24 protein-coding genes, 3 tRNA genes and 1 pseudogene are annotated in these 21584 nt (G+C 61.8%); 12 read left to right on the top strand and 16 right to left on the bottom strand.

Annotated features, from left to right (window positions below; translation table 11 throughout):
* Positions 1-2 precede the first annotated feature (2 nt).
* Positions 3-320 (top strand): YXWGXW repeat-containing protein, encoded by a 318-nt coding sequence (locus tag F4827_RS01380; protein ID WP_183720596.1) that lies wholly within the window; start codon positions 3-5, stop codon positions 318-320.
* Between the two features lie 432 nt (positions 321-752).
* Entirely contained in the window at positions 753-1757 is a 1005-nt protein-coding gene (gene waaC / locus F4827_RS01375) for a lipopolysaccharide heptosyltransferase I (protein ID WP_183720599.1), read from the top strand.
* Between the two features lie 492 nt (positions 1758-2249).
* Here waaC and F4827_RS01370 read toward each other — a convergent pair whose 3' ends face one another.
* The 4 genes from F4827_RS01370 to F4827_RS01355 all read right to left on the bottom strand — a co-directional run bounded on the left by F4827_RS01370 (position 2250) and on the right by F4827_RS01355 (position 5287).
* Complete coding sequence (locus tag F4827_RS01370) at positions 2250-2429, bottom strand: hypothetical protein (protein ID WP_183720602.1); 180 nt, start codon at positions 2427-2429, stop codon at positions 2250-2252.
* A 193-nt stretch (positions 2430-2622) separates the two neighbouring features.
* Positions 2623-3939 (bottom strand): MFS transporter, encoded by a 1317-nt coding sequence (locus F4827_RS01365; protein ID WP_183720605.1) that lies wholly within the window; start codon positions 3937-3939, stop codon positions 2623-2625.
* Between the two features lie 435 nt (positions 3940-4374).
* Complete coding sequence (locus tag F4827_RS01360) at positions 4375-4809, bottom strand: energy transducer TonB (RefSeq protein WP_233178399.1); 435 nt, start codon at positions 4807-4809, stop codon at positions 4375-4377.
* Between the two features lie 265 nt (positions 4810-5074).
* A complete protein-coding gene (locus F4827_RS01355) occupies positions 5075-5287 on the bottom strand; it encodes a hypothetical protein (protein WP_183720609.1) in 213 nt (70 codons plus the stop codon).
* A 477-nt stretch (positions 5288-5764) separates the two neighbouring features.
* Here F4827_RS01355 and F4827_RS35060 point away from each other — a divergent pair, with 477 nt between their 5' ends.
* The 4 genes and pseudogenes from F4827_RS35060 to F4827_RS35050 all read left to right on the top strand — a co-directional run bounded on the left by F4827_RS35060 (position 5765) and on the right by F4827_RS35050 (position 6885).
* The gene (locus F4827_RS35060; protein ID WP_260174860.1) at positions 5765-5953 is read left to right on the top strand and encodes an Arm DNA-binding domain-containing protein; all 189 of its coding nucleotides are present in this window, start codon (positions 5765-5767) and stop codon (positions 5951-5953) included.
* 96 nt (positions 5954-6049) lie between these two features.
* Positions 6050-6201: pseudogene (locus tag F4827_RS35935) on the top strand (phage integrase central domain-containing protein); the annotation flags it as partial.
* 12 nt (positions 6202-6213) lie between these two features.
* The gene (locus F4827_RS35055; protein WP_260174861.1) at positions 6214-6450 is read left to right on the top strand and encodes a hypothetical protein; all 237 of its coding nucleotides are present in this window, start codon (positions 6214-6216) and stop codon (positions 6448-6450) included.
* Positions 6451-6498: 48 nt separating this feature from the next.
* Positions 6499-6885 (top strand): tyrosine-type recombinase/integrase, encoded by a 387-nt coding sequence (locus F4827_RS35050; protein ID WP_260174862.1) that lies wholly within the window; start codon positions 6499-6501, stop codon positions 6883-6885.
* A gap of 16 nt (positions 6886-6901) precedes the next feature.
* Here F4827_RS35050 and F4827_RS01345 read toward each other — a convergent pair whose 3' ends face one another.
* From F4827_RS01345 to rph, 8 genes are all read right to left on the bottom strand, one after another.
* Entirely contained in the window at positions 6902-7450 is a 549-nt protein-coding gene (locus tag F4827_RS01345) for a hypothetical protein (protein WP_183720611.1), read from the bottom strand.
* 63 nt (positions 7451-7513) lie between these two features.
* The gene (locus tag F4827_RS01340; protein ID WP_183720615.1) at positions 7514-8743 is read right to left on the bottom strand and encodes a DUF2235 domain-containing protein; all 1230 of its coding nucleotides are present in this window, start codon (positions 8741-8743) and stop codon (positions 7514-7516) included.
* A 23-nt stretch (positions 8744-8766) separates the two neighbouring features.
* A complete protein-coding gene (locus F4827_RS01335) occupies positions 8767-9234 on the bottom strand; it encodes a DUF3304 domain-containing protein (protein ID WP_183720619.1) in 468 nt (155 codons plus the stop codon).
* Between the two features lie 272 nt (positions 9235-9506).
* Positions 9507-9797, bottom strand: coding sequence for a hypothetical protein (locus F4827_RS01330; protein WP_183720622.1), 291 nt, complete (start codon positions 9795-9797; stop codon positions 9507-9509).
* 384 nt (positions 9798-10181) lie between these two features.
* Positions 10182-10271: transfer RNA gene (locus tag F4827_RS01325), tRNA-Ser, on the bottom strand.
* A gap of 90 nt (positions 10272-10361) precedes the next feature.
* Positions 10362-11531 carry a radical SAM family heme chaperone HemW gene (gene hemW, locus F4827_RS01320; RefSeq protein WP_221303557.1) on the bottom strand — a complete coding sequence of 390 codons (1170 nt, stop codon included), beginning with the start codon at positions 11529-11531 and terminating at the stop codon, positions 10362-10364.
* A gap of 44 nt (positions 11532-11575) precedes the next feature.
* Positions 11576-12229, bottom strand: coding sequence for an RdgB/HAM1 family non-canonical purine NTP pyrophosphatase (gene rdgB / locus F4827_RS01315; protein ID WP_183720628.1), 654 nt, complete (start codon positions 12227-12229; stop codon positions 11576-11578).
* On the bottom strand, positions 12229-12963 hold the full coding sequence (gene rph, locus F4827_RS01310; RefSeq protein WP_183720631.1) for a ribonuclease PH: 735 nt from the start codon (positions 12961-12963) through the stop codon (positions 12229-12231). The genes rdgB and rph overlap by 1 nt, the downstream gene beginning before the upstream one ends.
* Before the next feature lie 341 nt (positions 12964-13304).
* On the opposite strand from rph, the gene F4827_RS01305 reads away from it, so the two are divergent.
* The 5 genes from F4827_RS01305 (at position 13305) to F4827_RS01285 (ending at position 18387) form a co-directional block, all read left to right on the top strand.
* Complete coding sequence (locus F4827_RS01305) at positions 13305-14246, top strand: YicC family protein (RefSeq protein ID WP_183720634.1); 942 nt, start codon at positions 13305-13307, stop codon at positions 14244-14246.
* A 98-nt stretch (positions 14247-14344) separates the two neighbouring features.
* On the top strand, positions 14345-15058 hold the full coding sequence (gmk, locus tag F4827_RS01300; protein WP_183720637.1) for a guanylate kinase: 714 nt from the start codon (positions 14345-14347) through the stop codon (positions 15056-15058).
* Positions 15059-15097: 39 nt separating this feature from the next.
* The gene (gene rpoZ, locus F4827_RS01295) at positions 15098-15301 is read left to right on the top strand and encodes a DNA-directed RNA polymerase subunit omega (RefSeq protein ID WP_027817423.1); all 204 of its coding nucleotides are present in this window, start codon (positions 15098-15100) and stop codon (positions 15299-15301) included.
* 134 nt (positions 15302-15435) lie between these two features.
* On the top strand, positions 15436-17802 hold the full coding sequence (locus F4827_RS01290; protein ID WP_183720640.1) for a bifunctional (p)ppGpp synthetase/guanosine-3',5'-bis(diphosphate) 3'-pyrophosphohydrolase: 2367 nt from the start codon (positions 15436-15438) through the stop codon (positions 17800-17802).
* Between the two features lie 96 nt (positions 17803-17898).
* Positions 17899-18387, top strand: coding sequence for a phage protein NinX family protein (locus tag F4827_RS01285; RefSeq protein WP_183720641.1), 489 nt, complete (start codon positions 17899-17901; stop codon positions 18385-18387).
* Positions 18388-18460: 73 nt separating this feature from the next.
* On the opposite strand, the gene F4827_RS01280 is transcribed toward F4827_RS01285, so the two are convergent.
* Positions 18461-18537: transfer RNA gene (locus F4827_RS01280), tRNA-Arg, on the bottom strand.
* A 75-nt stretch (positions 18538-18612) separates the two neighbouring features.
* A tRNA-Arg gene (locus tag F4827_RS01275) sits at positions 18613-18689 on the bottom strand.
* Between the two features lie 231 nt (positions 18690-18920).
* On the opposite strand from F4827_RS01275, the gene greB reads away from it, so the two are divergent.
* Positions 18921-19484 carry a transcription elongation factor GreB gene (gene greB / locus F4827_RS01270; RefSeq protein ID WP_183720644.1) on the top strand — a complete coding sequence of 188 codons (564 nt, stop codon included), beginning with the start codon at positions 18921-18923 and terminating at the stop codon, positions 19482-19484.
* Positions 19485-19586: 102 nt separating this feature from the next.
* Here the strand turns inward: greB and F4827_RS01265 are convergent, their stop codons facing one another.
* Complete coding sequence (locus F4827_RS01265) at positions 19587-20738, bottom strand: porin (protein WP_183720647.1); 1152 nt, start codon at positions 20736-20738, stop codon at positions 19587-19589.
* Positions 20739-21284: 546 nt separating this feature from the next.
* Positions 21285-21515 carry a hypothetical protein gene (locus tag F4827_RS35045; RefSeq protein ID WP_409258752.1) on the bottom strand — a complete coding sequence of 77 codons (231 nt, stop codon included), beginning with the start codon at positions 21513-21515 and terminating at the stop codon, positions 21285-21287.
* Between the last annotated feature and the right edge of the window lie 69 nt (positions 21516-21584).

Below are 21584 nucleotides of genomic sequence, written 5' to 3'. Positions count from 1 at the left end.
ACATGAACAACTCCATCCGTCTGCTGATCGCCAAGGCCGCTATCGTCGCTGCGGGTACGTGCGCCGTTGCCGCGCCGGCCTTCGCTGAAATCGTCGTCGTTGAGCCGAGCGCGCCGCCTCCTGTCGAACGCATCGAAGTCGTGCCCGCGCCGCGCGTCGGCTATGTCTGGGACAAGGGCCACTGGCGCTGGGACCACGGCCGCTACGTCTGGATCGCAGGCCACTGGCAAGCCGAACGCGTGGGCTATCACTGGGTCCCGGGCCACTGGGTCGCGCATGGTCCGAACTGGCACTGGGTCGATGGCCACTGGGCTGCCTGAAACTGCCTGGCTTGAGTTGAGTTTGCTTAAACGAGCCGTCTGAACGGGTTCATCGGCAAGGAGAAACTCCATGAGCAGAAAACTGCTCGCTGCGGCGGCGCTCGCGATCGTGCTCGCCGGCTGCGTCGTCGTTCCGGCGCGGCCCGTGTATGTGCGACCCGCACCCGTCGTGATCTATTGATTTGGCTACAGGCTCGCTGGCGTAGATCAGCACAGCCGCGCCGGGCCCGGCGCATGTCAGTCGTTCGAGCTAACGACCATCGACATGCCGCCGGGCTTTTTTTCGCCCCGACGCCACGTCCCGCCAAAGCGGGGACCGATGAAATGCGCGAACGTTCGCAGATTTCGCCTGTTGCGAACGGCTCCGTCCGCTAGAATCTCGGGAAAAATGCCGGCAAATCATCGAAATCGGGCCTCAGCGTCCGCAGCACAATGAAACGAGTTTTGATAGTCAAGGTGACCTCGCTCGGCGATGTCGTCGAGGCCCTTCCCGTCGTCGCCGACGTCCAGCGCAAATTTCCCGGCGTCAAGGTCGATTGGGCCGTGGACGAGGCGTTCGCCGGGATCGTCCACTGGAACGCGGGGATCGACCGCGTGCTCTGCGCGCCGCTGCGCCGCTTCAAGAAGGCGCGCAAATGGAGCGACTTCAAGGCCATCTGGGATTCGATCGCCGAACTGCGCCGCGAGCGCTACGACGCCATCATCGATATTCATGGCGTGTACAAGAGCGCCATCATCGCGTTCATTGCGCGCGGCAAGCGCCGTTTCGGCTATCTCGGGCAGGATCTTGGCGAGCGGGGCGCAGCCTTCGCCTATAACGGCCGCTTCGGACCGCGTCCGAAATGCGATGCATGGCTGGGCATGCGTATCAGCACGGGCGAGGCGCTTGGCTACACCATCGATACGCCGCCCGATTTCCAGATGCGCATTCCGCGCGACGGCGATGCGCTGCCTAAGCCCGATGCCCCCACCGCGCTGATCTTCCATGCCACCTCGAAGGAAGAGAAGAAGTGGCCGGTCGCCCACTGGGGCGAGCTGTGCAACGAACTCGTCAAGCGTGGTCTGCGTATCGAGCTGCCGTGGGGATCGGATGCCGAGCACGCCACCGCGAAAGAAATTGCTGCGCTGGTGCCTGGCGCGACCATCCTGCCGCGTCTGACGGTCACGCAGGTGGCGCAGCGCATCGAAGATAGCGCGCTGGTGGTGGGCACGGACACGGGCTTCGTGCATCTGGGCCACGCGCTGCTCAAACCCACGGTGATGATTTTCGTCGCGACCAACGCCGAACATCTTGGCGTGCGCGCGCCGGATCGTTCGATCTCGATTGGCGACGGTCGACATGTGCCGCCGGTCTCGGTGGCGCTCGATGCGGTCGATCGCGTTTATCCCGCGCGCACTGGCGATGCGGCGAAAGGGCCGGCTGTGACGGCTGCCTGAGTTTTACGCGTCTTCGCCTGCCTTGTCTCGCACGGCCCGCTCGTCTCAAGCAGACGGGCGGGCCGTTTTCATGGGTGCCGTCGTCGCGGCAGCGTGATCGTCGCGGGCGAATTGGCTCGGCGACTCGATTACCAACTTGTTAAAAGTGTCGCCGTTGCGTGCGGCGTGCGGCGCGAATCGCACGTGGCGCTGCCCAAGCGCGCGGACCCTGTAACACGGGCCACACCGCTGCTTACAAATTGCAACGCATAGGGGATTCGCCGTCGAGTTAAATCTGAACTGTCCACCGCACGCCATGCGAGGCAGGGCCGGGCAGGACACCAGACATTGACTCGATGGGAGAACGAAGTGAAACGATTGACGCTTACGCTGATTGTGGGTGCAGTGCTTGCAGCGTCGCTGGCCGGATGCATCGTCGTGCCCGCGGGCGGCGGCTACTATCACCACGGCTACTACAACTGATAGACGCTCTCCCGAACAGCCAGGAAGCCGTCACGCCAGCAGCATCTCGACGGCGATGACTGCCGCAACCGCGGCGGCGTTGGCGACCAGGGCTTCGACCACGACGGCTCGCCATGTGGTCGTACGCAGCCGGAAGGCGAGGAACAGGGAGATGCCCAATGCGAGGGCAATCATCAGAACGACATCGGCATTGCTCAGATGCAGGTTCATCGTCGGCCTCCCGTGCGCAGTTGCGCGGACCTTGTTGATTCGAGCTGTTTGAACGCAGCCTTGAAACCAGTATAGCCACGCCGCGCGCGTGTCCATAGCGAACAAAAAAAGCGGAGTCCGACTGGCGGACTCCGCTTTTTTTGCTTCTGGTTCGCGCGCTTTCGCGCGTTCGTGAATACGCGCGCGGGCCGGGTCAGCTCAGCGACGTATGGCGCGTCTCACGCATGCACAGCACGCCGACGAGGCTCACGCACGCGGCGATCGACACATACGCGCCGACCCACGAGAGCCCGCCGCGTGCGGCCAGTTGCTGCGCGATATACGGCGCCACCGACGCGCCGAGGATACCGCCCAGGTTGTAGGCGACACCCGCGCCCGTGTAGCGCACGCTGGTCGGGAACAGCTCGGGCAGCAGCGCGCCCATCGGGGCGAACGTCGCGCCCATCAGGAACAGTTCGATCACGAGAAACAGCAGCACGAGCGGCAGCGAACCACTGCCCAGCAGCGGCTGCATCGTGAAGCCCGAGAGAATCGCCAGAATGCAGCCGACGATCAGCACCGGCCTGCGGCCGAAACGGTCGCTCAACGCCGCCGAAACCGGCGTGGCGATGCCCATGAACACCACCGCGATACAAAGCATGCCGAGGAAGGTCGGACGCGGAATATGCAGCGCCGTCACGCCGTGCGAGAGCGAGAACACCGTGGCGTTGTAGAACAGCGTGTAGCAGACCACCATGGCGAGCGCGCCGAGGATGGTTGGCCCCCAGTAGCTGCCAAGCAGTGTGGCGATCGGCACCTTGACGCGCTCCTCGCGCTCGACGGCGGCCTTGAAGGCGGGCGTTTCGGCGATCTTCAGGCGCACGTAAAGACCCAGCGCCACGAGCACCGCCGAGACCACGAACGGCACGCGCCAGCCCCAGTCGCGGAACTGCTGCTCGGAGAGTGTGGAGGCCAGACCGAAGAAGAGGCCATTCGACGCGAGAAAGCCCACCGACGGCCCGAGCTGCGGAAACATGCCGAACCAGCCACGCTTGCCCTGCGGTGCGTATTCGGTGGCGAGCAGCGCCGCGCCGCCCCATTCACCGCCCAGACCGATGCCCTGGCCGAAGCGCAGCACGCACAGCAGGATCGGCGCGAGGCTGCCGATCGAGTCATAGCCGGGCACGAAACCGATCAGCGTGGTGGAGAGGCCCATCACGAGCAGCGAGGCCACCAGCGTCGATTTACGGCCGATACGGTCGCCGAAGTGGCCGAACAGGAACGAGCCGATCGGGCGCGCGATGAACGCGATGCCGAAAGTCACGAACGCCGACAGCGCCTGCGCCGTGGCCGAGCCATGCGGGAAGAACACCGGGCCGATCACGAGCGCGGCGGCCGTTGCGTAGACATAGAAGTCGTAGAACTCGATGGCGGTGCCGATGAAGCTCGCGAAGATCACGCGCGCGGTGCTTTGCTGGCGGGCGGCGTCGGGCTGATCGGCGCTCGCCGACGAAAGCGGTGAGGTGGACATCGAAAGGTCTCCAGTCGTTGTGACGCGCGCTGGCGGGCTGGAGCGAAGCCGATGGGCCGGAAGGTCGGTCCGATCGGCAGGCGTGAAGCGCGGCGCGGGCGTCTTTGTTCAAGGCTCGAAGCGGCAGGGCGATGCAGGGCGGGCGCGGGCAGCGCCACGGCGGCATGCTTGATCCGGCAACGATTCGTCAGTATGCATCGCACAGCGGCAACTGTGCGCGCGAAAGCGGGACCGGCTGGCGCAGGCGCTGGATAGGCGCAATGCGCACGCAAAGCGTGCAGGAAGCGAAAGCACGGTCGATGGGCGCTGCGGCGCGGCGTGGGTGACGCAGCGCGCAGGCGAAGCAGGCGCAAGGCCGGCGGGGGATAGCAAAAAATTATAACGAGCGGAGACGGCGGCCAGCAAGGCGGCCGCAAGCGACGATCAGTTCGGCGATCAGTTGTAGTTCTGCGCCTGCGGCGAGGCGAGCGTGCGCAACTGGAACTTGCCGTCGTCGTTGAAGAGCCAGTCCTCGAACAACTCGATCTGGCCGACCGAATTGAGCAGGCGCGGCGGCGGTGCGGGCAGCGGTTGGGCGCGCCGCAAGGTGGCGAGCGCGGTGGTTTCGGCGCCGTCGTCGCCGTTGGTGCGATAGACCGACGACTTCACCACCTGGCCATCGCGGTTGACCGTGAACGACACCACCACCAGCGAGCGCAGCATCGCTTGAGGCGAGCCGTGCAGGACGTAGGAAGGATTGCGCTCGATGATGCGCCTGGCGATCTGCGTGCGGTAGTCGTCGAGTGTGGTGCTGTTGATGGCCTGCGGCGGAATGATGAGCAGCGGTCGAGGCGGCGGCGTGATCGTGCAGGCGCTTGCGAGCGCAAGCATCAGAGCCGGGCCGAGGCGGCGGAGAGCGGCGGCGCTCACGGCCGCAAGGCCGTTGCGCATACAGGCGCGGATGAGCATGGCGAGCAGGCTCGGTGGCAAGACAGATTCGAGCTTAGTTCAAACGCGAGGGGAATCAATCCGCAGTCACCCGTGGCGGGTGAACGTATCGCAGAGGGGCCGCCTTGCCCATGCGCCGCGCGTGAAACGCGACGCGAAGAGTGTTTGCGGGCGCCGGCTCGGTCGGCTTACCGCAGCTTACGCCGGCTTACTCGACCGGGAACTGGGGGCAGGGATCGGCGACTACGGTGGAGCAGGCGTAAGAATATTCGCCGCTCTTCAGGAACAACTCCTTGCCTACCTGGACGTTCTCGCGCAGATCAGGCGAGCTTTCCCACGCGATGTAGCTAGAGCACATCACGGCAAACAGGACGACGATCGAAAAAGCAAACTTTTCAAGCAGTTGGTAACGGTGCGGCATGGCGGTTGATCCCATCTAAGGTTGGGATTTTACCGCAATACTAGGGTTTTCACCTAGTCAAATGCCGGGAAGCAGGGATGGCGTATGGCAGTGGAAAATGAATGCGACCCTTTCATTGCTGTGTTGCGTGTTGAAAGCATCCGCTTGCGCAGCTGAGCACGGGCTTTGTTCGGTAATTTGCGATTGGGAAAGATTGCGGGCGAGAGCCGCGAGAGAGATTCCAGATTGTGTCGGCGCAGATGTTGCGCGAATCTGGCGGAGGCGGTGTCCGCCACGAACAAAAGCGCGACTTTCCGCGCCAATCCGTGACTTCCACGTCTATCAAGCGTTTGACGCCGATTTTGTGCCGCAACAGGCTACTGTATTCCGGCGCTATCCGCCACTTGGCGATGGGCTGAAATGGCACTTACGGACAGACAGGCAAAGGCAATTTGACCCGGCGACACGCCGGTCTTCGACGGCAAGGTAACGGGATTAATGCTCACCGCCGGCAAGGCGGGCAGCAAGTGGACGCTACGTTTCACGAGCCCAGTAACTGGCAAGCGGCGCGATGCGGGCCTCGGCGTATATCCTGAAGCCTCGATACTGGACGCGTGTACCAAGACGCTCGCGATGCGGACCCAACTTGACGCGGGTAAAGACCCAATCGAAGAACGCGACCGCTGACAGCAAGCCGCCACCGCTGCCGCCGCCGCGCTCAGCTTCGACAAGGCCGCCCGCCAGGTTCACGAAGAACTCAAACCCGGCTGGCGAAACGAGAAACATGCCGCCCAATGGATTAACACACTAGAGGCTTACGTGTTCCCAAGCTCGGCCACAAGCCGCTTGACGCAATCATGCCAGCCGATTGTGCGGACGTCCTACGGCCTATCTGGCTTGAGAAAGCCGAGACCGCCAGCTGTACCCGCCAGCGTATGCACGCCGTCATGCAATGGTTCTGGGCGCACGGCCATATCTCGGCGAACCCGGTTAGCCTGGTTGACCATATCTTGCCGAAACAGAACGCGAACAACGAGCATCAACCCGCGATGCCGTGGCGCGACGTTCCGGTTCTCGCTAAAGAGCAACTTGGGGATATCAAACCCGGCGACAACACGCGGGCGGCCCTGCTATTCCTGATTCTCACGGCGGCGCGTAGCGGCGAAGTGCGCGGCGCGACCTAGGGCGAGTTCGACCTCGAAGCCGGTATCTGGACCGTCCCAGGTGAACGTATGAAAGCGAAGGTACCGCACCGCGTACCGCTTTCGTCGTCGGCGCTCGCGCTCGTCAAACGGCTGAAAGAACAGAAACAACACGAGACGTTGGTGTTCCCGTCGCCGCGTGGCAAAGTGCTGTCCGATATGACCCTGATGGCGCTATTGCGCCGGGTGAAGGCGAAAAGCGATACGCCGGGCCGCGTCGCGACCGCGCACGGCTATCGGTCGAGTTTCAGAGATTGGGCCAGCGAAATCGGCTACGCCCGCGACCTCGCCGAGCGTGCGCTCGTGCATACCATCGCAAACAAGATTGAAGCCAGTTATCACCGAACCGATTTGATGGAACAGCGCCGCCCGATGATGGAAGCGTGGGCGGCGCATGTCTGTAACACTTCGGATTGACCTTTGGACGCACGGCTCAAGCAGTTGCTTCCTCATCCGTTCCGGACAGTGCGCTTCGTGCAGCATCCTCGACCGACCCGGCAGCGTCGCTTGATGACACCGCCGCCACCGTCTGTTCTCGGGTGTTCTGATAGATGTTTCGATAGCGCAGATACCCGCCCGTGAGGTCATGGAACTCCATCTTGTTCCGAACGCGGAATCCCGCACGCGAATCGTGCAGATAGTCATCGAAGAACTGTTGTACTGAGGTTGGTACGCTGTTATTTGTCGTTGCGGCAGCAACTAGTTCGCGGGTTTCGCCGCTCACCGGGCGATGGTCCCACGCGTACCGCGCAACCATCGCAGGTGAAACTACCCCAAGGATCGTTGCGGTCCCGGCGGTCTTCGGTGGGGATTGCAGACGTGGGCCAATGTCGTGCACCTGCTCCGCCAAGTCGTTTTGTGCCTCGGACAGTTGGCCGCGGTCATTAACCGCCCGCTTCCAGAAAAGGCGGTTTTCTAGATCAAGCCTTGACGGCAACGCCTTACGCCATTGCAGATATTGGTGTGTGTGCTGGCGGATCATGTTCAGCGTACCGTCCTTGCCCGAGCCGCCCGCGACAATGCCGTTGTCGTACCAGTACGCCTTTTACTTCGCCAGCAGGTCGGGCGGTATGTCGAACTGCTTTTTAAGCGCTTCGAATCCCTTGCTGTTGATTTCATCGTGTGACCTCAACGGCACCCCCGCCTTGAACGCCTCGTAATACATGTCGTTTAGTGGAATCTGGGACAACTGCCCGAGCTTTCCCTGCTCAGTGGGAAGGTAACCACCGCCCACGTCCGAGTGCATGCCGGGATAAGCTACCTCGCGCACGTTGGACGCCATCTCCAGCGGAAAGCAGGCGCGTTGCTCGTGCAGCGCAATGAAATGGACGCACTGCTCGACGATTCCCGGGATGGCCTGGGTGCCGTCCGCCCACGCCATATGTCCATTCACCCCCGGAATCATGTTCGGAACGCCCACCGACGCAACCGTATCGAACAGGCCAAGAAAATACAGGCGCAACGGTACGCCCGCCAGCGTGTAATAGCCGCCATCATCGCGCTTGAGCAAATCGTTGAGCCAGTTCGTAAATGCTCTGGCCTCTGCCGCACCACGCGAAAAACCCAGTACCGCGACGTTGATCGAGGTCACCTGGCGCTGGGCGTTTTTCAGTACCACAGCGAGCTTGTCTTCCCATTTGCGCAGGGCTGCAACACGGCGCTGCTTTTCTAGCATCATGTTCGCCAGCATTTGCCCAGCCATCGCGCCCGGCATGGCATCGTCGGGCGAGAGGAACGCTTTTCCAGGCGTTGCGCCCGATGACAGCGCAGGCGCATTGGAGCTGACGGAGTTGACGAGGGCCTTGGCATCATCGTCGTTTAGCAACACAGTATTTGTGGCGTAAAAGTGGGCGGCGTTGAAAATCCGTGTGATGCCCCAGTTAATGCGGTCGGCTCCCATATAGCCTGCCCCCATGCCGAGTGTGTCGCCGCTCTGGTTGTTGTCGCCGACTTTGTCGAAGGGCGTGCCGACGCCAGGCATGTAAAAGGAGAAAAAACCTTCGTCGGGCTTGTCAATTCGTGCGTTATAAAGGCGGGCAACATTGCTGTGCTTGTTGCGGGCCTGTTGATTGCCGGTTGTCTTCGGCTCAGTCCAGTCCTGGTTGTTTCCCGTGCCGTCGAAGAACAACGTGGCGTACACCTGCCCCTGGCATTGCCCCGCCTCCTTCTTGTGAATGCAGTTCATCGCGGCGGCCCTTTGGGCTAGTTCACGTGGGGTTAGCTTGCGGTAGCCGTCTGCGGGAAGGGGGGCGGGGATTGTGACCGAGTAAGGCATCTGGATTGTCCTTGTTATTGGCTTTACATCTTTGCTTCGTCGTCCTTCAACGGGTAATCGGGGTGTCTAGGGCCATACATTGTGACGAACACCTTGATCTGCCCGTCGCGCAGAAAATGTACAGCGAACATGCCTGCATCTTTTCGCTCAAAGGGAGGAACTGCGACAACACGGCTTTGCGGGTGCTCGCCGTACGTATCCGTCCAGGTCACGGTCACGGCCAGGCCGGGCGTGTATTTAGCCGGTAGCGTTACGCAGCAAGTAAACCCCCCACCTCCCTCGTGCCTGGCGAGAAACGAGCCACCCTGACCATTGACGGAAAAGCTGCCGATGGAGTTGTCGGTATGGTTGTAGCCAACGACGTCCAGTCCCATCGTCTCGGCGCTGGATGCTGCGTGATTGTTATCGTTACCGGCACCGGCATGGCAACCGGAAAGCAAGGCGCTCAGTGCGAACGCCAGTCCGAAGGCAAGTTTTCTTGGTGTTGTCATTGGTGCTCAACTGCCGCTCTGTTTGAAGTAGGCCGCTCCGCTGTGGCTAAACGGGTAGCGGCCGCGTCGAAGGCAATCGAGTAGAGCAAATCATCTGAACAATGTCCATGATTCGGAGCATTGATTGACGATATTTGAGAAATAGCGCAAAGCGAGCCCCGATGAGGGCGGCCAGTCTGCTCTCGGCGGAAGTGATTGATTTGCTAGTAACGTCGAGGTGCTCGTCGCGCTGCCGTCGCGCCCCGGGCGTATTTTATGGGCGGACGATTCGCTCAGGCGGTCCGGGCTTCGTCCGTTTCACCGGGGCCGTTTGCAAACAGGTTGGCGAAGAGAATGTCGTCGTCGTTGCCGGTTTCAGTGCAAGTTGTCGGGCGACCAAGAGCGCGATCCAGAATCGGGCACGCAGCAGAAAGGCGCAGCCCTTCAGTTGTGCCGTGCTGCATGATCGAGATGATCGTTTCGATGGCGGCGGGTGCGTGCTGCCCGGCGAGATCGCGCATCTTCAGTGTCGTCTTGCTTAACGAGCCGGGCAGGCGACTGCCTGTTTTGTGTCCGAGAGCCATAGTCCTGCTCCCTCCGATCTAATTTTCTTTGATTTAGACGGGTGGACCGTCGCCTGTGTATTCGCCGTCGTCTTTGGCGTCGGCTGCTGACTGGCGGTTTGCCCGCAAGCGATACGGGCCGTGCCCGGCTTTACGTTCGACCTAATGCGCGAGTTCGGTCCCGATCTCGCGGCGGACGCGCCCAAATGCCGCCCGTCCTGCTTCGCAGTTGTCCAAAGTGTGCTCGGTGCGAAAATCACGCGTATCGCAACGTATGTTGCGCCCAACTGCGAATACATGCGTGAGCTTAGTAGAAAAGTGCGTGGCGTGCGCGATGATGGGCTAAATGATGGGCCGAAAAACAAAAACCCCGTAGATCTTTCGACTTACGGGGTTTTCTAAATCTGGCGGAGGCGGTGAGATTCGAACTCACGGAAGGGTTACCCCTTCGCCGGTTTTCAAGACCGGTGCATTCAACCACTCTGCCACACCTCCGGAGCCGCGCATTGTAACCTGGAATCTGCACACACCGGCAGTCTCACCCTTGTGCGCAGATCCAGCAATTAGGCAAAGATCACACGAAGATCACTGCGCGTCCTTCAAAAACAGCTCCTGCAGGTCGTTCAGAAAGCGCTGCCCCAGCTCGGTCGGCACGATCTTTTCGTAATCGCGCGTGATGAGCCCGCGCTTTTCCGCTTCCTGAAGTTGCGGCTCGATCGCCGTGATCGGCAGGCCCATACGTTCAGCGAAACGATACACCGGGAAGCCTTCCACCAGACGCAGCGCATTGAGCATGAACTCGAACGGCAGATCCTTCGCGCTCACTTCATGCTCTTCCTGGATTGGCTTGCCCGCACGCGCTTCTTCGATGAAGGTTGCGGGATGCTTGTAGCGCATCTGCCGCACGATGCGGTTCGGGAACGACAGCTTGGTGTGTGCGCCCGCGCCGATGCCCAGGTAATCGCCAAAGCGCCAGTAGTTGAGATTGTGGCGGCTCTGGCGCCCCGGCTGCGCATAGGCCGACACCTCATAGCGCCCATAACCGGCTTCGGCCGTGCGCGCGTGAATCCACTCCTGCATGTCCGCCGACTGGTCGTCATCGGGCAGCACGGGCGGAAACTTCGCGAACATGGTGTTCGGTTCGAGCGTGAGGTGATAGAGCGACAGATGCGGCGGCTTGAACGCGAGCGCGGTTTCGATATCGGCCTGACATTCGGCGAGCGTCTGCTTCGGCAGCGCGAACATCAGGTCGAGATTGAAATTGTCGAAGGTGTTCGCCGCCACTTCCACTGCATGGCGCGCCTGCGCCGCGTCGTGAATGCGGCCGAGCGCCTTCAGATGGGCCTCGTTGAAACTCTGGATGCCGATCGACAGTCGGTTCACGCCGCTCGCGCGAAACTGCGCGAACTTATCGGCTTCGAAGGTGCCGGGATTCGCTTCGAGCGTGATTTCCGCGTCGGCGTCCAGCGGCAGCAGCGCGCGGATATCCGAGAGCATGCGGTCGAGCCCCTTCGCCGACAGCAGGCTGGGCGTGCCCCCGCCGATGAAGATCGTATGTACCTGGCGGCCCCACACGAGCGGCAACGACTGTTCGAGGTCGGTGCGCAGGGCGTCGAGATAATCGTCCTCGGGAAAGCGCTCGCCTTTCCATTCGTGCGAGTTGAAGTCGCAGTACGGGCACTTGCGCACGCACCACGGGAAATGCACGTAAAGCGAGAGCGGCGGCAGGGCGGAAAGGCGAATGCTGCCCGGCATCGTGAACGACTGCACGACGTCGAGGCCGGTCTGGTGCTGCTGACTCACGCTTGCTCCTCCAGCCGTGCGAGCAGTTGCCGCAGGGCGATGGCACGATGGCTCGACGCGTTCTTGAGCGCCGGATCGAGTTCCGCGGCCGTGGCTTCGAGGCCCGCTACGTAGAAGTAGGGGTCGTAGCCGAAGCCGTGGTCGCCGCGTGGTGCGTCGATCACTTCGCCATGCCAGCGGCCTTCCGCGATCAGCGGTTCGGGATCGTCGGCGTGGCGCACCAGCGCGAGCACGCAATAGTAGTATGCTCGGCGGTCGGCCTGATCCTTGAGATTCTGCACGAGCAGGGCGTTATTGGCCGCGTCGCTTTTTTCGCCGCCCGCGAGTTGCGCGTAGCGGGCCGAGTAGACGCCTGGCGCACCGCGCAATGCGCGCACGCACAGGCCGGAGTCGTCGGCGAGCGCGGGCAGGCCGGTGAGCTTCGAGGCGTGACGCGCCTTGGCGAGCGCGTTTTCGACGAAGGTGGCGTGAGGCTCTTCGGCTTCGGGCACGTTCAGCGCGCCTTGCGGCACGAGTTCGATCCCCGCGGCTGCGAGCAGCGCCGCGAATTCGCGCAGCTTGCCCGCATTGTTGGACGCCAGCACGACGCGGCCGAGCGGGCCCGCGCCATGGTTCGCATCCTTGCCGGCGGTTTCAGGCGTATCGGCCATCACGCGACTCCCAGCGCGGCCTTCTGCATGCCGATCAGCGTAGCGATACCGCCTTGCGCGAGGTCGAGCAGCGAGTTGAGTTCGGCTCGCGAAAACGGCGCGCCTTCGGCCGTGCCCTGGACTTCGACCATGCCGCCCGAACCCGTGATGACCACGTTCATATCGGTGTCGCACTGCGAATCTTCGGCGTAATCGAGATCGAGTACCGGCAGGCCTTCGTAGATGCCCACCGAAATCGCGGCGACGTAATCGGTGATCGGCGAGCGTTCGATGCGGCCCTCGGCGAGCAGCTTCGATACCGCGTCGTGAGCCGCGACGAAGGCGCCCGTGATGCTGGCGGTGCGGGTGCCGCCGTCGGCCTGCAGCACGTCGCAGTCGAGGTTGATGGTGCGGGCGCCAAGCGCTTTCAGATCGAACACCGCGCGCATCGCGCGGCCGATCAGGCGCTGGATTTCCTGGGTGCGGCCCGTCTGCTTGCCGCGTGCGGCTTCGCGGTCGCTGCGCGTGTGCGTGGCGCGCGGCAGCATGCCGTATTCGGCGGTGAGCCAGCCCTGACCCTTGTCGCGCAGGAACGGCGGCACGCTTTCCGACACGCTCGCGGTGCACAGCACTTTCGTATCGCCGAACTCGACGAGGACCGAGCCTTCAGCGTGCTTGGTGAAGTGGCGGGTGATGCGGATGTCGCGCAACTGGTCGGCGGCGCGGCCGGAGGGGCGCAGGATGGTTTGGGTCATCGTGGAATGTGCGCGAGGGCACGGGCAGGAAGGGGAAAGCGTAATTTTACCGCCTTCGCGCGGCAGGCGATGGACACAGGCGGATGGCGCGGACCCGCGCGCGCCCGGCGCGCGGATCGCCAATAGGCGCGATGGGCGCGATGGGCGCAACAGGCGCTGCCGTCGATCCAGCGCAATCGCCGCTGCGGCGGCCGTGCGGCCAAAAATGGGATAATAGTGTTTCTCCGCCCCGCGTCATCGAGCGTCACAGACAGTACGCCTACACGCCGGGCGCCTCGAATCCCCTCGCCGTGGCCGGCGCCTTTCAGGTGCGCCGCTGCGGCTTTATCGCGAGACGAACCATGATTTACAGCATGACCGGCTACGCCAGCGCCACGCGCGAACTGGTTGCGGCATCGGGCACGGGCGGCGCCAGTGTTTCCGTCGAATTGCGTACCGTGAACTCGCGCTTTCTCGACCTGAACTTCCGCATGCCCGAAGACGTGCGCGTCATCGAGCCGACGTTGCGCGAAATGCTGATGACGAAGCTCTCGCGCGGCAAGGTCGATATCCGCATCAATATCCAGCGCAGCGAGCAGGCCGCCAACGCGGGCGCGCTCAACCGCGATGCGCTCGAACAACTGGCCGTGCTCGAACGCGCCGTGCTCGAAGCGTTCCCGGAATCGGGCCGCCTTCGCACCGGCGAAATCCTGCGCTGGCCTGGCGTGCTGGCCGAAAGCGGCGTCGCGCCCGAGGTGCTGCGCGATGCGGTGCTCGGTTGCGGCAAGCAGGCCATCGCCGATCTGATCGATGTGCGCGGGCGTGAAGGCGCGCAGCTTGCCAACATGCTGCTCGCCAATGTGACGGAGATGGAAGCGATCGTCGCGAAGATCACGCCGTTGGTGCCGGACCTGATCGTCAAGCATCAGCAGAAGATCGTCGAGCGTCTGCAGGAAGCCCTCGGCATCGCCGCGCCGGATGCGAACGGCAATGGCAGCGGCAACGTCGGCAACGTCACGCGCGAGGAAGTCGCCGAGCGCATCCGCCAGGAAGTGACGATGTACGGTATCCGCATCGACATCGCCGAAGAACTCTCGCGCCTCACCGCGCATCTGAACGAAACGCGCCATGTGATCGAGAAGGGCGGCCGCGTTGGCAAGCGCCTCGACTTCATGATGCAGGAGCTCAATCGCGAAGCGAATACGCTGGGTTCGAAGGCCGCGGCGAAGGAACTCGCCGATGCGTCGATGACGCTCAAGCTGCTCATCGAACAGATGCGCGAGCAGGTGCAGAATCTCGAATGATTGCCGGTGCGTGTGCTTATGCACACAGGCCGGACGAGGCAGCGTAAAGCACAGTAAAAAAGCAGCAAAACAAGGCAGCAAAACAGGAAGCAACGAACATGACCGACCAGACCAGCGCACCCGGTGCGCACAAGGCTGAAACGAAGCCGCGCAATCCGTACGCGGGCGTTTATCCGGGCAATCTTTTCATGGTGGTCGCGCCTTCGGGTGCGGGCAAGTCCACGCTCGTGAACGCGCTGCTCGCCGAAGACAGCGCGATCCGTCTGTCGATTTCGTACACCACGCGCGCGCCGCGCTCGAAGGAGCGTGACGGCGAGCACTACCACTTCACAAGCGTCGACGATTTCCTCGCACGCCACGCTGAAGGCGAGTTCCTCGAAAGCGCGGAAGTGCATGGCAACTACTACGCCACCTCGCGCGTCTGGATCGAAGACCAGATGAAGCAGGGGCACGACGTGCTGCTCGAAATCGACTGGCAAGGCGCGCAGCAGGTGAAAAAGCAGTTCCGCAATGCGGTGGAGATTTTCATCCTGCCGCCGTCGCTCGACGCACTCGCGGAACGCCTGAAAAAACGCGGTGAAGACGAACCCAACGTCATCACGCGACGCCTGCTCGCAGCGGGTAGCGAGATGGCGCACGCAAGCGAATCGGAGTATGTCGTCATCAACGAAAACTTCGATACCGCGCTGCAAGAACTGCGCAATATCGTGAGCGCGACGCGCATGCGCTTCGCTTCGCAATACGCGCGACACACCGAGCTCTTCGTGCAGCTCGGCATCCACCTGCCGCAGCCCGGCGCATCGGGCACATAAGGTAGAATAAGAACCTGCTGAGAATTGAAGGAACCCGACATGGCCCGCATCACCGTCGAAGATTGTCTGAAACAGATTCCGAACCGCTTCGAACTGGCGCTCGCCGCGACGTATCGCGCACGCCAGCTCGCACAGGGTCATACGCCGAAGATCGAAAGCCGCGACAAGCCGACCGTCGTCGCGCTGCGCGAGATCGCGTCTGGCCAGGTGGGTCTGGAAATGCTGAAAAAGGTGCCCGTTTAACGGCGCCTCGTAGTTTTCGTAGTTTGCTTGTCGTTGTATCGCAGTAACCGCAGTTGCAACCGTAGTTGCTTTACTCGTCGTGTAATTCGCGCTGTGCGCCAACCGTCAACGCCTGACCTGAAACGGAGGGGAACATGAGCACCACGCCCTCGCCGGCCACCGATGTGGACCAGGAAGCGGAGACCTCAAGCCCTGCGCGCAATTACATCGACGCGGTCCTCGAACAGTCGTTTCGTCATCTGTTCGGGCCAACCGCCACTCCGGAGCAGCCTCGCAAACACGGGGTCGTCTCCATCGCCAATCTGACCGCTGCGCTTTCCGGTTACCTCACACCCGAGGAAATCAAGGAGATCAAGGCGGCGTTTCACTTCAGCGACGAAGCCCACCTCGGGCAATATCGTCAGAGTGGCGAACCCTACATCACGCATCCCGTCGCCGTCGCGGAAATCTGCGCCGGCTGGAAGCTCGACGCCCAGGCCATCCAGGCGGCGCTGCTTCATGACGTGATCGAAGACCAGGGGGTGACCAAGGCGGAAATCGCCGAACGCTTCGGTGCGAAGGTCGCGGAACTGGTCGATGGTCTGTCGAAACTCGACAAGATGGAGTTTCGCAATCGCGAGGAAGCCCAGGCGGAAAACTTCCGCAAGATGCTGCTCGCGATGGCGCGCGATGTGCGTGTGATTCTGGTGAAGCTCGCCGATCGCTTGCACAACATGCGCACGCTCGGCGCGGTGCCCCCCGAAAAGCGCCGCCGCGTGGCGCGCGAAACGATCGACATCTATGCGCCGATCGCGCACCGCCTGGGTCTGAACAACACCTATCGCGAGCTGCAGGATCTCAGCTTCCAGAACTTCAACCCGAATCGCTACGCCACGCTGGAAAAAGCGGTGAAGGCGGCGCGCGGCAATCGGCGCGAAGTGGTGAGCAAGATTCTGGAAGCGGTGCAGCGCGCAATCGGCGAAGCGAAGCTCGACGCCGAAGTCACCGGCCGCGAAAAAACCATCTTCAGCATCTATAAAAAGATGCGCGACAAGCAACTGTCGTTTTCGCAGGTGCTCGACGTTTATGGTTTTCGCGTGGTGGTGGATTCGGCGCTCGAATGCTACACCTGCATCGGCGCACTCCATGCGCTCTACAAGCCCGTGCCGGGCAAGTTCAAGGACTACATCGCCATTCCGAAGGTGAATGGCTATCAGTCCTTGCACACCACGCTCGTCGGCCCGTTCGGCGCGCCCATCGAATTCCAGGTGCGCACCCGCAAGATGCACGAGATCGCGGAAGCAGGCGTGGCCGCGCACTGGCTCTACAAGAACGGCGGGGCTGATCTGAACGACGTGCAAAAGCGCGCGCATCAGTGGCTCAAGTCGCTGCTCGATATCCAGAGCGAGGCGGGCGACTCCAGCGAATTCCTCGAACACGTCAAGATCGACCTGTTCCCGGACGCCGTCTACGTGTTCACGCCGAAGGCGAAGATCATGGCGCTGCCGCGCGGCGCCACGGCGCTCGACTTCGCGTATTCGATCCACAGCGACCTGGGCAACCAGTGCGTCGCCGTGAAGATCAACAACGAACTTCTGCCGCTGCGCACGGAGCTCAAGAGCGGCGATATCGTCGAAGTGATCACCGCGCCGTATTCCAAGCCGAATCCGGCATGGCTCGGCTTCGTGCGCACCGGCAAGGCGCGCTCGGCGATCCGTCACTACCTGAAGACGATGCGCCTCACGGAATCCGTGCAACTGGGCGAACGACTCGTCGATCAGGCGCTCAAGGCTTACGGCTATCAGCTTTCGGAAGTCACGCCGGAAACCTGGGAAAAGCTGGTCCAGTGGACCGGCAACAAGAATCGCCAGGAAATCTTCGCGGATATCGGCCTTGGCCGGCGTGTGGCCGCGGTCATGGCCAAGCGTATCGAAGTGCTGATGAAGGGCCTCGACGCCGACGACGAAGAGCACCATCATCCGCCGCGCGACCCGAACGCACCGCACGCGCCGCCGGTGGTCATCACGGGCACAGAGGGCATGTCGGTGCAGCTCTCGGCGTGCTGCCGCCCGATTCCGGGCGACGACATCATGGGCTATATCGGCATCGGCCTGGGTATGGCGATTCATACGACCGATTGCCGCGTGGCGCAGCGTATCCATCGCCGCGATCCGGGCCGCTGGATCGACGTCGCCTGGGCGCCGCAGCCGGGCCGCCTGTTCGACGTCGCCGTGAAGGTGCTGGTGAAGAACACCAAGGGCGTGTTCGCGCGCGTGGCCGCCGACATCACCTCGGCGGACGCCAACATCGTCCACATCGCCATGGACGACGATCTCGCGCAGGAATCGAACATGCTGCGCTTCGTGATCCAGGTGAGCGACCGCGTGCATCTGGCGAACGTCATGCGCCGCGTGCGCACGAATCCGGACGTCATGCGCATCACGCGCGAACGCCCAAGCGACGAGGGCCATCATCGCCATGATGGCGGCATGCGGATCGATCGCGAACGCGCCGACTATTGATCGACGTTTCAGAACGGGCAGCCTTTAAGGCTGCCCGTGTCGTATCTGGAGCCCGCGCGCCCCTCGAACACTTTCCAGCGGAAACGAGGACAAGCCATGAACGTAGCTGATCTGAGCGGCCTCGAACTCGATTACTGGGTGGCGCGCAGCCTCCCTGACTTCGTGCGCGAGATCTATTTCACCGATAGCGGCGAGACGGTCGCCGTGCGCGGCAATGACCGTGGCAAGGCCTGGGACGGGCGTTTCGAACCATCGACATCATGGGATGCGGCGGGCGTCGTGCTCGACCGCGCGAAGCGAGTCGAATTACGTGAACGGCGTGAGGGTGAGCCGGCTCTTTGCGCGGCCGAATTCGTGGGTAGCCAGCATGTTGCCGAGTCGTATGGCGCGACCCCGCGTGAGGCGTTGCTGCGTGCGTTCGTGAAGAGCCGCTTTGGCGAGAGGGTCGAGGCGATGCTGCGCCAGCCCCAGGCGCTCACTGGCATGGGCTCGGAACTCGCGGCCGAGCCGAGCGACGTAGGCGACGTGGAGGATTTGCCCAGGCCCGATGCGCAGATCGGCGATATCGGATCGACGCCGCGTTGAATCGGTAGAGCGCCTCGAAAAGCACGCTACAAAGACAAAGGGCCTTCCTGAATCAGGAAGGCCCTTCGAAAGGTGGCGCGGCTGGCAGGATTCGAACCCACGACCCCTTGGTTCGTAGCCAAGTACTCTATCCAACTGAGCTACAGCCGCACGCTAAGACGATACTACATACTGCAGTGTTACTGGAGACCTGCGCTGAACAACTAACGCAAAACTCTTAATAGATGGCGCGGCTGGCAGGATTCGAACCCACGACCCCTTGGTTCGTAGCCAAGTACTCTATCCAACTGAGCTACAGCCGCACACAGAAAGGAGATTATAGCATCGATTCCGGAAAAGGGAAGCCCCTTATCGCGATTTGTTTAAAACCATGCTTCGTGTAACCTCGGGGAAGTGGCGCCTGGTCCTTGCGGGGCAGAAGTGCGAGCCCGCTATTACCAGTCGGAGTCGGCTGAAGTAGGCTGAAGTTGGCTAATACGCAAGCAAAGACAGCCACAAGCAAAGTCGCAAGCAACGCAGTCAATCGAACCATCATGAACAAGGCCTTTGTCAAAGAATCGACCGACAACGACGATGACGATCTTGAGTCCGGTCATCCCGAAATTCCCGCGGGCGCGAAGAACTACATCACGCCGGCTGGTTACGAGCGCATGCGCAGCGAACTGCTGCATCTGATCGATGAGGAACGGCCCGAGGTGGTCAAGCTCGTCTCGTGGGCCGCCTCGAACGGCGACCGCTCCGAGAACGGCGACTACATTTACGGCAAGCGCAGGCTGCGCGAGATCGACCGGCGCATCCGCTTCCTCACCAAACGCCTGGATCTGGCCGAGGTGGTCGACAGCAGCCGTCAGGAAAACGTGGATCAGGTGTTCTTCGGCGCGACCGTGGACTACGGCACCGAGGACGGCGAGGTGCACACCGTGACGATCGTCGGCGTGGACGAGGTCGATCTGGATGTCGGCCACGTGAGCTGGGTCTCGCCGATCGCGCGCGCGCTCATCAAGGCGAAGATTGGCGATCAGGTGATCCTGTACACGCCTGCTGGCCCGGAGCCCATCGACGTGCTGGATGTGCGTTATCCGGCGCGCGCGGCCTGAGCGTCCGTCAGGCGGCTCTTACGCAGTGTAGAAAGGAAAAAAGCCGCCCGAGGGCGGCTTTTTCAGCTGCACGGCTGGCCGCGAGGGCCAGCGAGGTGCATCTTAGAAGCGGTGACGCATACCGACCGTCACAGCAACCTGGTCTTGACGACCCGATGCGTTGCTCAGACCGTTCAGGAATGCCGTCACGCCGCCGTCGTTCGACGACACGTGTTGCCAGTCGCCTTGCAGGTAGACGTCCGTGCGCTTCGACAGGGCGTAGTCCGACTGCAGAGCCACCGTGTGGAAGTTCGGGTTCACGCCGCCGCCGAAGTTCGAACGCGTGTACGTGTACGCGCCAGCCAGGCTGATTGCCGGCGTCAGAGCGTAGCGGACATTGCCTTCGAAGTTCTGGAAGCGTGCGCTGTTTGCGTGGAAGCCGACACCGTTCGTCGTGCCCGACTGCGTCGGCGAGATGCCGATTGCCTGGCTCAGTTGCGTCTGCGTGTACACGAGGCCAGCCGTTGCCGGGCCGAACGTGTAGTTCACGCCGCCGCCGAACGTACGTTGACGGCCAGCGCCGAACGTGTAGTCACCCGCTTCCGCGCCCGAGAACGTCGCTGCGTTGAATTGCTGGTTGTTGACGTTGTTGTTCGTTTGCAGGTAACCAGCAGCAACGTTCAGGCCAGCGTAGTTGTACGATGCGCCGAAGCTGTAAGCACGGTTGTTCGCGAATTCGGTGCTGTTCGAGAACGAGTACGTGCCGCCGAACTTGAAGCCAGCGTAGTTGACGCTCGAGTACTTGACCGTGTTGTTGAAACGGATCGAGTTGTTCAGGTTGTCGTTATCGAACGGGTGAGCAGCAATCGTGCCGCCGTATTGCGTGCCCGTGTTCGACAGCGGTGCCAGGTAGTCGACGATCGAGTCGTACTGACGGCCGAGGGTCACAGCACCGTATTGATTGCTTGCGAGACCGACGAATGCTTGACGACCGAACAGACGGCTCTTCTGACCCATGTTGCCGTTGTCGATGTTGAAGCCGTTTTCCAACGTGAAGATAGCCTTCAGGCCGCCACCGAGGTCTTCAGCGCCACGCAGGCCGAAACGGCTGCCGTTGATCGTGCCGCTCGTTGCCTGGTAGGTAGCGTGGCCCTTCTGGGCGCTGGAGTACGTGAGGCCGGCGTCGATCAGGCCGTACAGCGTAACGCTGCTTTGTGCGTGCGCAGCCGTTGCAAAAACGCCCGTGAGGGCAGCGACCATGAGAGTCTTTTTCATCTTTGTAAACTCCGAGAACAGAGGTGGGTTTCGTCGAACCCTGTTTGGGAAACCGTCCACACGAATCGCAGCGAGAGGCAGAGGCCGCGTGGCGCGTTAAATCCGTTGCTGTCGGTTTCCGGACAGGCAGAGTGTAGAAGAGGGTCACTGCCATCAAGGCATTCCGATTTGCGCAATAAAGTATTGCGAATTCAGGAATGATATTTGGGCCGGCTTCAAGCCTTACTGGTTGGGGCTTTCAGCGGATTTACGTAAGAGGTCGGAAGAAGTGTCAACCGAATGGCGTTGTGCAATCGCTACAATAATGGATTGCTGAAAACGGGGGTAATCGGTGTCAACCCCGATTATTGCGTCTCACGTAACACATGATTGTGCGCCGCAGAGTTAATGGGCCAGAACGCTGCGGCTATACTTCAATGGCTGCTTTCCGAAGCAGACTTTTTCGTTGACGAAAAAGATCTCCAAACCTTTGTCGGCGCGGCCTTGGCTGCGCTTTTTTTTTGCCTGTCGTGCGCGCACGCACGTATTGCCGCCACCCGGCACGTCTTAACGTGAAGGGTCTTCTGGCGGTTCAGATTGCAGGCTCCAGTCTTCCATTACGTAATGCCGGGCGTCCATCGGGGAACACAGCAGGTTATGCCAGTGATCGCCGTGCCACGATCCGTAGGTCGCGGCATCGTTCGTCGGCTCCGGGCTGTCTATTTCAATCAGCCAATGAAAACAGCGTCGTAGTGACGTCAGCATGATTGCCTCCCATAGCACGCTAACCCAATTCATGATGGGTGGATTGGTTTGCACGAACAACCGGTAAAAACACTTACGTTTGACACTAATTGTTACACTTCA

It is taken from the genome of Paraburkholderia bannensis, assembly GCF_014200455.1.
GTDB classification, from domain to species: domain Bacteria; phylum Pseudomonadota; class Gammaproteobacteria; order Burkholderiales; family Burkholderiaceae; genus Paraburkholderia; species Paraburkholderia bannensis_A.
Note: the sequence above shows the minus strand (reverse complement) of the source record. Positions and strands in the feature narration are given on the sequence as shown.